The organism is Mycolicibacterium sp. P4_G11, assembly GCF_056555145.1.
Genome location: NZ_JBFUJW010000002.1, coordinates 306,945 through 318,123 on the forward strand (window position 1 = coordinate 306,945; position 11,179 = coordinate 318,123).

Below are 11,179 nucleotides of genomic sequence, written 5' to 3' on the forward strand. Positions count from 1 at the left end.
CATGGCAGCACAGCTCGCCGAGCAGGTCACCGTAGTGGCCGCGGCCGGAACCGAAGGTGGGGGCGCGGCCCTCGACCAGGTTCTCGGGATGTCCATCGCGACCGGCATCATCACCGCCGGTCTGTTGTGGATCGGGTATCTGCATCGGCAACGCCGCATCACCTGGCTGCAGGACCTGGCCGAAGCGGCCGGCCACAAGATGAACCGGCCCAGCTGGGTGGCCCTGCCCTCACTGCTGTTCATCTCGACGATCATCTGCGCGATGTTCGGCTTCATCTGGGACGTCAGCCTGCACATCGGCAAGGGCCGCGACGCCGGGCCGCTGGCCAACCCGGCGCACTACTTCATCCTGGTCGGTCTGTTCCTGCTGTTCATCGCCGGATCGCTGGCGATCATCCTGCCGTACGACAAGCCCGGCCCGGCCGCCATCAAGATCACCAAAACCTGGTACGCGCCCGTCGGCGGCATCCTGATGGCCGGTTGCGGCCTGTACGCGCTGATCGGTTTCCCGCTCGACGACATCTGGCACCGCATCTTCGGCCAGGACGTCACCCTCTGGGGCCCAACGCATTTGATGCTCATCGGCGGCGCGGGCCTGTCCCTGGTCGCCATGCTGCTGCTGGAGCGCGAGGGCGATATCGCGATGGGCGCCGACGCACCACCCGCCCGCAACAAGGTGCTGCCGTACTTCGCCTTCGGCGGCCTGGTGATCGGCCTGTCGGTGTTCCCGGTCGAATACGACTTCGGCGTCGAACAGTTCCGGCTGGTGCTGCACCCCATGCTGATCGCCGGCGCAGCAGCCATGTCGCTGGTGGCCACGCGGCTCACACTGGGCCGGTACTCCACCTTCGGCGCCATCGCGTTCGCGTTGTTCATCCGCGGGCTCGTCGCGCTGGCCGTCGGCCCCATCCTGGGTTCCCCGTACAGCTGGTGTGCGCTCTACCTCGGCTCCGCGATCGTCGTCGAGCTGATCGGGCTGACCCCACTGGTCAACCGCCCCATCCTGTTCGGCGCCGTGGCCGGTCTGGGCGTGGGCACCGTCGGTATGTGGCTGGAGTCGTTCTGGGTCGATGCCGTGTTCCGCACCCCGTGGCCCACCAGCATGTGGGGTGAGGCGCTGGCGATGTCCACACCAGTCGCCATCTGTATGGGCATGTGCGGCGCGCTGCTGGCCGTCGTCTTGTCCGGCCAGCGCCTGCCCGCGCGTTCGATCGGTATCGCCGTCGTGGTCGCGACGGTTCTGGTCGTCGGCGGCGCCGTCGCCAACGGCCTGAACATCACCGTCCCGGAGCACGCCCGGGCGCAGATCACCCTCACCGAGGCGCCGAGCCCGGCTGGTCAGCGCCTGGTGAACGCCGATATCCAGATCACGCCCACCAACCTGGTCAGCGACGACCCCGAGTGGGTCAGCCTGATGGCGTGGCAGGGCAAGCTCGCCCATGACCGCGGCCTGGTGGTCGATCACCTGCAGCAGGTCGGCCCCGGCCACTACCGGTCCACGCGGCCGATCCCGGTATGGGGCACCTGGAAGACGGTGCTGCGCGTGCAAGATGGACGCACCATGGCCGCTGTCCCGATCTTCCTGCCCGCCGACCCCGGCATCGGCGCCGAGGAGACGCCGGCGCTCTCGACCACCCGTGACTTCATGGAGGAGATCCAGGTCCTGCAGCGTGAGCGCAACCTCGACGTGCCGTCGTGGCTGTACTCCGCGGCCTCCCTGATCGTGCTCGTGTGCTCGCTGATCCTGATCGCGTTGCTGAGTTGGGGTGCAGGACGGATCAATTCGCGTGAGCAGTTCAGCGCCGCCGAGACGAAGGAACCCGTCGGACAGCCGTGACCTATCTGGCCGATCACTCGCTATTGTTGGCACTGCCGGCGTTTGCCCCTGCGTTCGTCGTCGCCGGGGTCGTGGCCTGGGTGGCCATGAAGGACCGACGAGCAGAAGACAACGCCGGCTCCGACGGTGACGAAACCGATTCGGAGACAGCAGTTTCGACCGATGAGGACGGTTCCGCGTGACGTTTGTGAAGACCCTCGCCGTGGCAGGCGTCGTGGCCCTGGCACTCGCCGGCTGCAGCAACAAGGAGACGGCGCCCAGCGGCTCGTCGAGCGCCTCGGCAACGGCCACAACGCAACTGAGCAACCCGCAGGCCCCGCCCGCGCGCGTCTACATCGACGTGACCATCGCCGGCGGCACCGCGACACCGCTCAACCAGCAGGTGGAGGCCAAGCTGGGCCAGCCGATCATCGTCCGCGTCAACAGTGACGCCGCCGACCAGCTGCACGTGCATTCGAATCCCGAGCACACCTTCACCATCAAGGCGGAGAAGGATCAGCAGTTCCAGTTCACGGTGGACGTGCCGGGCAAGGTTGACGTCGAACTGCATCACCTGGACAAGACCGTCGCCACCATCACGGTGCAGTGACCTCGGCCGTCCTGGCGCACGGGCTGGGCGGATCCAGTGATCTTCCGATCCCGCTGACCTATGCCCTGATCGGCGCGGCGTGGGCGTTGACCTTCACCTTCGCGGTGGTGGCGCTGGCCTGGCGCAAGCCGCGGTTCGATCCAGAGACACCGGGGCGGGCATTGCCGCGCTGGGTGACGACGGCCGTGGACGCGCCCGTCACCCGGTGGACGGTCGGCCTGCTGGCGCTGACGTTCGCGGGGTGGGTCATCGTGGCGTCGATCGTCGGACCGCCCGGATCCGGCAACCCGCTACCCGGCGTGTTCTACGTGCTGCTGTGGGTCGGAATCGTCGCGCTGTCAGTGCTTTTCGGCCCGGTGTGGCGAGTGCTGTCTCCGGTGCGGACCATCGCCCGGCTGCTTCGACTGAGCCGGGATGCGTATCCCGCACGCCTCGGCTACTGGCCTGCGGCCGCCGGGCTGTTCGCGTTCGTCTGGCTCGAGCTGGCCAGTCCCGACCCGGGTTCCGTTGGCGCCGTGCGTATCTGGTTGCTGGCCTACCTTGCGGTGACACTGGCCGGGGCCATGGCGTGTGGCACGCGCTGGTGCTCGCACGCCGACCCGTTCGAGGTGTACAGCGTCGTGGCGTCGCGGTGCGCGCCGGTGCGGCGCAACGCCGATGGCCAGATCGCCATCGGCAATCCGTTCAACCACCTGCCCACGCTGCCCATCCGGCCCGCGACAGTGACGGTCCTCGCGGTGCTGCTGGGCTCGACGGCCTTCGACAGTTTCTCGGCGACGCCGGCGTGGCGGGAGTTCGTCGATGCGCACACCAACGGCGCTTGGCAGGCCACTGCACTCAAAACCGTTGGGCTGGCTGTGTTTGTCACGACGGTCGCGCTGTCGTTCAGCCTCGCCGCCCGCGCCACCGGCGGGGTGGACCGGGCGCGGCGCCGGCAGCTGCCGGGATTGCTGGCGCACTCCCTCATTCCGATCGTCATCGGCTATGTGTTCGCGCACTACCTGACCTATCTCGCGGAGAAGGGCCAGCAGACCGTCTATCTGCTCCTCGGCCTGCACGACGCACATGTCTATTACGTACTGTCCCTGCACCCTTCGGTGCTGGCCACGACCAAGGTGCTGTTCGTGGTGGCCGGGCACATCGCCGGCGTCGTCGCCGCCCACGACTGTGCGCTGCGCATCCTGCCCAAGCGGCATCAGCTCACCGGGCAGCTGGCGATGATGCTGGTGATGGTCGGCTACACGTTCACCGGGCTGTACCTGCTCTTCGGCGGATAGCTCACCGCCCGCTCCGCCGAGTGGCCACCTATCGCACGAACTCCCGAGACTTCCGTGTCACAGGTGGCCATTCGGCGTGAAACCTTGACATCGTCGGGGTGCGACACGAAACTGAGGACATCCGTCCTCAGATTGGGGTTTGCATGACCGCCACCGTAGAGCCCACGCTCAAGCAACTGCACGGCCGTCCGTTCGAGTCCCTCTATGACGAAATGGACTACCAGGTCAAACGCGTCGACGGGACCTTGCCGACCGACCTGACGGGCACCCTGTTCCGCGTCGGCCCCGGAAAGTTCGAGGTCGGCGACACCGTCCTCAAGACCATGTTCGACGGCGACGGCATGGTGTCGCGGTTCGTGCTCGACGGTAAGACCGTCCGCTTCACCAACCGCTACGTCCGCACGCGCCAGTACCGCAGCGGCAACCAGATGAGCCAGCGCGGCATCACCACCAACGCCCCCACGCTGCGCGGCAATCTCCAACCGCCGGCCAACACCGGCAACACCAACATGGCCAACATCTGCGGCGACCTGCTCGCACTGTGGGAGGGCGGCCCGCCGTACAAGATCGATCCCGACAGCCTGGAAACCCTGGGGTACAAGCGTTTTGAGGGCGATCGCTTCGGATACCTCGGCGCGTTCTCCGCCCATCCCAAATGGGATCCACGCACGGGCGAGGTGTTCAACTTCGGCTTCGACCTCTTGCCCACCCCACGGCTGCGGTGCTATCGCGTGGACGCGAAAGGCCGGAATACCGAGGTCAATTCACTTCCATTGTGGGACTTCGTCTGGAATCACGACTTCGCCCTCACCGAGCACAACCTGGTGTTCGTCCTGGATCCGTTGCGGCCCAACATTCCTACGTTTCTGCGAACCCGGTCGCTGGAGCAATCCCTGAGTTACCAAGCCCGCAACGGGTCGACGCGGTTCGCCATCGTTCCGCGTGATGGCTCCAGACCTCGCGTCATCGAGCACGAACCGATGGCGCACATTCACGTCACCAACGCTTTTGAAGACGGCACGGACACCGTGGTCGAGTTCGTCCGGTTCGATGACCCGGACATCTTCGGGCAACTGGGCAAGACCTGGCAGGAACCGGCGGATCCGACCAACCCGCGCGCTCACCTGACCATCGATCAATGGCCATCGGGGCAGCTGTCCCGATTCCGGATCAGCAAGTCCGGGCGGGTGACCGAGACCGTGTTATCCGAAAGTGCGCCAATGGAATTCCCGCAGTACGACTGGCGTCGGTCAACGCGCGAACACAATTTCACGTATGCCGCCGCAGCCACGGAGGACGTCGGCCACTACAACGCCGTGACCAAGTTCGACCATGCCGCAGGAACGCGGACCACCTTCGATTTCGGCCTGGCCCAGACCGGCGAGCCGCTGTTCGTGCCCCGCTCCCGCACGGCTGCCGAGGACGACGGCTGGCTGCTGGTGCTCAATCACGATCTGCCGAGCCACCGTTCGCAACTGGCGATCTTCGATGCCCAGACCATCGAGGACGGCCCGTTGGCCACCGCGCACCTGGAGCACCATCTGCCGATCGGGTTCCACGGCACGTTCAGCCGGCGCATCGCAGGCTGAACCCGGCTGCCCACGCCGGGCAGCGGTCCACTTGGCGCGCGCTGTCCGCGGCGCCCAATCAGTTTGTCGGACTGTCACTTTCGCCATCATCGTCGCTTCCACCCTCGGGTGGGTACAGCGTTGGGTGCCAGTATTGGTTGGTTCTTGGTTGGCCGACATCCAGCAGTGGTGGTGGGGTCCAGTGGGGGCGGCCGTTTTTCATGGTGGTGGTCCAGCCGGTGGTGTCTTCCAGGCGGTTGTCGCAGCCACAGGCCAGGGCCATGGTGGTGACGTCGGTCTGACCGTCGCGGGTCCATCCGGGAATGTGGTGGGCCTGACAGCCCGCGGCCGGGACAGTGCACTCGGGGCGGGTGCAGCTCAGATCCCGGGTGAACAGGGCCAGGCGTTGTCCGGTGGTGGCGGTGCGCCGCGCCCGACCCAAATACAACGGCACATCACCATGGTTGTCGAAGACGGTGAGGTAGCAGGACGCCCCGGTGTGGGCGGCCAGGTTGAGCAGGTCCTTGACGGGGAGCTGGCTGCCGGTGTGCGTCACGGCGACCCCGGCCCGTTGTTCGAGCTGCTCGAGGGTGCAGTTCGCCGCGATGGTGACCGGGAAACCGTTGTGCTCACCCAGATCGGTGGACAGCAGCAGCAGGCCGATGGTTTCCCAGGCATCATGCTGACGCTGCGCGGCGGTGCGCTGATCATTGTCGATCTGCTCTTGGGTGGGTGTCCCGGAGGTGCAGGGCTGCGGGTCGGCGGGGTTGCACATGCCGGGCGCGGCGTATTTGACCATCAACGCTTCGTAGACGGCGCGGGCGGTCGGGGTCAGGACACCACGCAACTCGCTGCTGCCGTCGGGTCGCTGTTTGGACAACACCAGCGCCCGGTCGCGATCACAGTCCGGTTCCCGGTCGTCGGGTTCGGGGCCGTCCTGATCCAACTCGTAGAGCTTGCGCCGGACCACCGACCGCAGCGATTCAGGGGTGAGATTGCGGGCCGCGGCCACCAACGCCTGCTCAGCATCGTCGACTCTGGTCAGTGCCGCCCAGGTGGGCAGCTTCGTGAAGAACGACTCGATGACATCAACATGATCAGCATTGATCGCGCCCTCGGCGACGGCGGCAGCGACATGCGGGCGCAGCGGCGGCAATAGCTCCCCGGTCAGGGACCAGCGCGGCCCCAGCAGTTCGGTGTGCCGCACCCGGCGGCGGGCCTCCTCGCTGCTGAGCCGGTCCCGGAAGCGCAGGGCCTCGGCCCAGTTTTTCGCCCCGATCTCGCGGGCGGTGGTCTGGGCTTGCAACGCCGCCACGATGGCGTGATCGACCGCGGCCGCCGCGCACGCCAGACGTTCACGGTGCGACTGCAACGCCAACAACTCCGGCACCGACAAGGTCGTGTAGTCCACCGCGGCGGCACCGGCCTGTGCCGTGTCGAGGTCCGCGTAGACCTCCTCCACGAGGGTGGCCGTGCCGATGCTCATACTCGAACATTAGTTCGAGACGCCGACAGGAAACTGCGGGAAATGTGGCGCTAGTTACCTACTGTGACCAGCGCAAACAAAGTGACCAAAGTTTTTAGGCGAGTGACCGCTAAAACAACATGAACTGGTCGCCGGCCGGTGTCCGGTCGACGAATTCCTCGACGTCCGACCCGCCGACCACATGGCCGAGCAGCGCCATGAAGTCCGCGTCGGAGACGAGCGGCACGCCGAGCTCCCTGGCCTGGTAGCCCTTGCCCTGCGCGGGCGCCGGGTCGTTGCAGATGACCAGCGAGGTCTGCGCATCGACACTGTCGGAGTAGGACAGTCCGGCGTGCACGATGCGCTCGATCGCTTCTTCGTGAGTGCGCAGCATCTCGCCCGACAGCGCCACTCGCATGCCCTGCACCAGCGGCTGTCCCGGCACGAACCGGCCGGGGTTGGCATAGGCGCACGGGAGCCGGGACGCCAGGACCTTCAGCGGCCGCAGTTCGTCGTGGGTGATGGCGCCGCTGGGCCAGCGCTTACGGCCCACGTTGCGGATCGGCAGCCAACGCCGGTGCTCGCGCGCGGCGGCCAGAGCCGGCTTGAGGATTTGGGCCAGCACCATGGCGTCGTCCAGGGCATCGTGCGGGCGGATCTGCGTCGCGCCGTAGTGCGTCGCCAGGGTCTCCAAACGCAGGTTCTCGGTGCCCAGGTTGAGGCGGCGTGTCAGCTCGACGGTGCACATGACGTTGTCGACGGGCAGCACGGCGCCGACGCGCTCGCATTCGGCAGCCAGGAAGGCGTAGTCGAAGCCGGCATTGTGGGCGACCAGGGTGCGGCCGGACAGCACGGCGGCCAGATCGCCGACGACCTCACCGAAGGTCGGCTGGCCGGCCAGCATCTCGGGGGTCAGCCCGTGCACGTGTGTGGGGCCGGGATCGACGCCCGGATTGAGCAGGCTGCTGAACGAGTGCTCGACGTTCCCGTCGTCCCCCAAGGCCAGCGCCGCGACGCTGATGACGCGGGCGTGCCCGGGATCGAAACCCGACGTCTCGACGTCGACGACAGCCCAACCCGCGCCCGGCTCGGTGGCCGGTCGGCCCCAGCCGAGGTTGGTTTCGTCCACGTGGCAAGGATGGCACGGCCCCCTGACAGATTCGGCGGGCACCGCAGCGTGTCGCCGCCCGAATCAGGCGATGCTCTCCCTCAACGAGGTGGCCGAGTTATCGTCACGGGCATGACCACGATCGACCCGGGCGCACCGGTACTCGTCACGGGCGCCAGCGGGTACATCGGCAGCTGGATCGTCCGCTACCTCCTCGAAGCCGGCCACACCGTGCATGGCACGGTGCGCAATCCGCAGAAGCCAACCGGCCTGGAGCACCTGCACAAGCTGTCGGCGGACCACCCCGGCAAGCTCAAGCTGTTCAAGGCGGACCTGCTCGATAGCGGCAGCTTCGACGAGGCCATGGCGGGCTGTGAGCTCGTCATGCACACCGCGTCGCCGTTCCTGCTGCAGGGCGTCACCGACGCGCAGGAGGCGCTCGTGCGCCCCGCATTGGAAGGCACCCGCAACGTGCTGGATTCGGTAAACCGCACCGAGAGCGTCAAGCGCGTGGTGCTGACCAGCAGCGTGGTGGCCATCTACGGCGACGCCCGCGAATCACGCGACGTGCCCGGCGGCGTCTTCACCGAGGACCAGTGGAACACCACCAGCAGCGTCGACCACCAGCCGTACTCGTACTCCAAGACCGTGGCCGAGCAAGAGGCCTGGCGGTACCAGAAGGCGCAGGACCGCTGGGACCTGGTCACCATCCATCCGGGCCTGGTGCTCGGCCCCTCGCTGACCAGCGCCAGCGACTCGGCCAGCCTGGCCACCATGAAGCAGTTCGCCGACGGCACCATGCTGACGGGCGCTCCGGAGTTGACCATGGGTGTGGTGGACGTCCGCGACGTCGCAGACGCCCATGTGCGCGCCGGCTTCACTCCCACAGCGCACGACCGCTACCTCGTCAACGCCGCCTCGCTGAGCCTGCTGGAGATCGGCCAGATCCTGCGCGGCAAGTTCGGCGTGCTGTACCCGTTCCCCTGGCTGAACGTGCCCAAGGTGGCCGTGAAGGTCGTCGCGCCGGTCATCGGGTTGACGCGCGAGTTTGTCGACACCAACGTCGGCTACCCGCTGGTCTTCGACGCCAGCCGCAGCCAGAGCGAGCTCGGGCTGGTGTACCGGCCCATCGAGCAGACCGTCACCGACCACTTCCAGCAGATGCTCGACGACGGCATCGTGCGGCGGCGGCCCAGCATCCGTCTGCCATAGGAGCGCGAGTGGGCGCCCTCACACGTGTCGTCACATCCGGGGCGGTCCTCCTAGAATTCGCGGGATGATCACCGCACGAGGACGCGTCGCGCTGGGCGCGGGCGCCGCCGCCCGCTGGGCGTCGCGCGTGACGGGCCGCGGTGCCGGCGCCATGATCGGCGGGCTCGTCGCCATGAAGCTGGACCCGTCGATCCTGGGACAGCTGGGTTCCGGGCGGCGCTCGGTCGTCGTCACCGGCACCAACGGCAAGTCCACGACGACGCGCATGACTGCCGCCGCGCTGGCGACCATCGGGCCGGTGGCCTCCAACAGCGAGGGCGCCAACATGGACGCCGGGCTGATCGCCGCGCTGGCCGGGTCGCGCAAGGCGACGCTCGCCGCGCTCGAGGTCGACGAGATGCACGTGCCGCACGTCTCGGACGCGGTGGACCCGTCGGTGATCGTGTTGCTCAACCTGTCCCGCGACCAGCTGGACCGGGTCGGCGAGATCAACCACATCGAGCGGACGCTGCGCACCGGGTTGGCCCGCCACCCCAAGGCCGTCGTCGTGGCCAACTGTGACGACGTCCTGGTGACCTCGGCCGCGTACGACAGCCCCAACGTGGTCTGGGTCGCCGCCGGCGGCGGCTGGTCCAACGACTCGGTGAGCTGTCCGCGCAGCGGCGAGGTGATCGTCCGCGAGAACGGCCACTGGCATTCGACCGGTACCGACTTTTCCCGTCCGACCCCGCAGTGGTGGTATGACGAGACGAACATCTATGGGCCGGACGGCTTTACCGCCCCCATGACGCTGGCCCTGCCCGGCACGGTGAACCGCGGCAACGCGACGCAGGCCGTGGCTGCGGCGGTCGCGCTGGGTGCGTCGCCGGCCGCCGCGGTGGCCGCGGTGTCGACGGTCGATGAGGTCGCCGGCCGCTACCGGACCCTGCACGTCGGCGAGCACACCGTCCGCATGCTGCTGGCCAAGAACCCCGCCGGCTGGCAGGAGGCGCTGTCGATGGTCTCCAGTGATGTTGCGGGAGCAGTCATTTCAGTGAACGGCCAGGTGCCCGACGGCGAGGACCTGTCGTGGCTGTGGGACGTAAACTTCGAGCATTTCGTCGACTTCCCGGCGCCCATCGTGTCGGCGGGCGAGCGCGGCACCGATCTCGCGGTGCGCCTGGGCTACGCGGGCGTCGACCACACGCTGGTGCACGACACGTTGGCCGCCATCAAGTCCTGCCCGCCCGGACACGTCGAGGTCATCGCGAACTACACGGCGTTCCTGCAGCTGAACCGGGAGCTGGCATGAGTACGGTGCAGATCGGCCTCGTCCTGCCCGACGTGATGGGCACCTACGGCGACGGCGGCAATGCCGTCGTCCTGCGACAGCGCTTGCGGCTCAGGGGAATTGACGCCGAGATCGTCGAGATCACGCTCAACGACCCGGTGCCGGATTCGATGGACCTCTACACCCTCGGCGGCGCCGAGGACTACGCGCAGCGCCTGGCGACCCGCCACCTGCTGCAGTACCCGGGCCTGCAGCGCGCCGTCGAGCGCGGCGCTCCGGTACTGGCGATCTGCGCCGCCATCCAGGTGCTCGGACACTGGTACGAGACATCGTCGGGTGAGCGCGTCGACGGCGTCGGTCTGCTGGACGTGACGACTTCACCGCAGCCCGAGCGGACCATCGGCGAAGTGGCGTCGGTGCCGGTGATCGACGGCCTCACCCAGAAACTGACCGGCTTCGAAAACCACCGCGGCGGAACCGATCTCGGCCCCCTGGCCAAGCCGTTGGCGCGCGTGGAGAAGGGCGCCGGCAACCGCGCGGGATCCGGCTACGACGGTGTCGTGCAGGGCAGCGTGGTAGCCACCTACCTGCACGGCCCATGCCTGGCCCGCAATCCGGAGCTGGCCGACTACCTGCTGGCCCAGGTGGTCGGCGACCTGCCGCCCCTGGAACTGCCCGAGGTCGACCTGCTCCGCACCGAGCGCCTCGCCGCGCCCCGTCGGGCCTGACCCCTGCACCAAGGGCCTCAGCGGCGTTGCTGTGAACTGACTGGCAACGCGCGCAAACACGGTTTCACGGTTCGGGCAGCCGGGTAAACACGAGCCACTACTGTCCCGTCAGAGAGGCGCGCCGC

10 protein-coding genes are annotated in these 11,179 nt (G+C 67.7%); 8 read left to right on the top strand and 2 right to left on the bottom strand.

All coding sequences use genetic code 11. The features are described 5' to 3' along the window. Nucleotide 1 precedes the first annotated feature (1 nt). From AC1U2B_RS05310 to AC1U2B_RS05330, 5 genes are all read left to right on the top strand, one after another. Nucleotides 2-1,837: a hypothetical protein gene (locus AC1U2B_RS05310; RefSeq protein ID WP_480215950.1), complete on the top strand. Its 1,836-nt coding sequence runs from the start codon at nucleotides 2-4 to the stop codon at nucleotides 1,835-1,837. Next, entirely contained in the window at nucleotides 1,834-2,019 is a 186-nt protein-coding gene (locus AC1U2B_RS05315; RefSeq protein ID WP_480215951.1) for a hypothetical protein, read from the top strand. Before AC1U2B_RS05310 ends, AC1U2B_RS05315 begins: the two co-directional genes overlap by 4 nt. After that, nucleotides 2,016-2,426, top strand: a complete 411-nt coding sequence (locus AC1U2B_RS05320; protein ID WP_260935768.1) for a hypothetical protein — start codon at nucleotides 2,016-2,018, stop codon at nucleotides 2,424-2,426. The genes AC1U2B_RS05315 and AC1U2B_RS05320 overlap by 4 nt, the downstream gene beginning before the upstream one ends. Further along, the gene (locus AC1U2B_RS05325) at nucleotides 2,423-3,703 is read left to right on the top strand and encodes a hypothetical protein (RefSeq protein ID WP_480215952.1); all 1,281 of its coding nucleotides are present in this window, start codon (nucleotides 2,423-2,425) and stop codon (nucleotides 3,701-3,703) included. Before AC1U2B_RS05320 ends, AC1U2B_RS05325 begins: the two co-directional genes overlap by 4 nt. A gap of 143 nt (nucleotides 3,704-3,846) precedes the next feature. Continuing rightward, complete coding sequence (locus AC1U2B_RS05330; protein ID WP_480215953.1) at nucleotides 3,847-5,292, top strand: carotenoid oxygenase family protein; 1,446 nt, start codon at nucleotides 3,847-3,849, stop codon at nucleotides 5,290-5,292. Nucleotides 5,293-5,350: 58 nt separating this feature from the next. Here AC1U2B_RS05330 and AC1U2B_RS05335 read toward each other — a convergent pair whose 3' ends face one another. Both AC1U2B_RS05335 and AC1U2B_RS05340 read right to left on the bottom strand, forming a co-directional pair. After that, nucleotides 5,351-6,757 carry an HNH endonuclease signature motif containing protein gene (locus AC1U2B_RS05335; RefSeq protein ID WP_480215954.1) on the bottom strand — a complete coding sequence of 469 codons (1,407 nt, stop codon included), beginning with the start codon at nucleotides 6,755-6,757 and terminating at the stop codon, nucleotides 5,351-5,353. Nucleotides 6,758-6,866: 109 nt separating this feature from the next. Next, nucleotides 6,867-7,865 (bottom strand): DEDDh family exonuclease, encoded by a 999-nt coding sequence (locus AC1U2B_RS05340; protein WP_480215955.1) that lies wholly within the window; start codon nucleotides 7,863-7,865, stop codon nucleotides 6,867-6,869. A 111-nt stretch (nucleotides 7,866-7,976) separates the two neighbouring features. Between AC1U2B_RS05340 and AC1U2B_RS05345 the strand changes: the two genes are divergently transcribed. The 3 genes from AC1U2B_RS05345 (at nucleotide 7,977) to AC1U2B_RS05355 (ending at nucleotide 11,054) form a co-directional block, all read left to right on the top strand. Beyond that, nucleotides 7,977-9,056, top strand: a complete 1,080-nt coding sequence (locus tag AC1U2B_RS05345; protein WP_480215956.1) for an SDR family oxidoreductase — start codon at nucleotides 7,977-7,979, stop codon at nucleotides 9,054-9,056. A gap of 64 nt (nucleotides 9,057-9,120) precedes the next feature. Continuing rightward, on the top strand, nucleotides 9,121-10,347 hold the full coding sequence (locus AC1U2B_RS05350; RefSeq protein WP_480215957.1) for a MurT ligase domain-containing protein: 1,227 nt from the start codon (nucleotides 9,121-9,123) through the stop codon (nucleotides 10,345-10,347). After that, nucleotides 10,344-11,054, top strand: coding sequence for a type 1 glutamine amidotransferase (locus AC1U2B_RS05355; RefSeq protein ID WP_480215958.1), 711 nt, complete (start codon nucleotides 10,344-10,346; stop codon nucleotides 11,052-11,054). Before AC1U2B_RS05350 ends, AC1U2B_RS05355 begins: the two co-directional genes overlap by 4 nt. The last annotated feature ends 125 nt before the right edge of the window (nucleotides 11,055-11,179 follow it).

Excerpts from the sequence above, each read along its gene's own strand:
- AC1U2B_RS05310 (WP_480215950.1), top strand. The coding sequence starts at position 2 with ATGGCAGCACAGCTCGCCGAGCAGGTCACCGTAGTGGCCGCGGCCGGA.
- AC1U2B_RS05355 (WP_480215958.1), top strand. The coding sequence starts at position 10,344 with ATGAGTACGGTGCAGATCGGCCTCGTCCTGCCCGACGTGATGGGCACC.
- AC1U2B_RS05350 (WP_480215957.1), top strand. The coding sequence starts at position 9,121 with ATGATCACCGCACGAGGACGCGTCGCGCTGGGCGCGGGCGCCGCCGCC.
- AC1U2B_RS05345 (WP_480215956.1), top strand. The coding sequence starts at position 7,977 with ATGACCACGATCGACCCGGGCGCACCGGTACTCGTCACGGGCGCCAGC.
- AC1U2B_RS05335 (WP_480215954.1), bottom strand. The coding sequence starts at position 6,757 with ATGAGCATCGGCACGGCCACCCTCGTGGAGGAGGTCTACGCGGACCTC.
- AC1U2B_RS05330 (WP_480215953.1), top strand. The coding sequence starts at position 3,847 with ATGACCGCCACCGTAGAGCCCACGCTCAAGCAACTGCACGGCCGTCCG.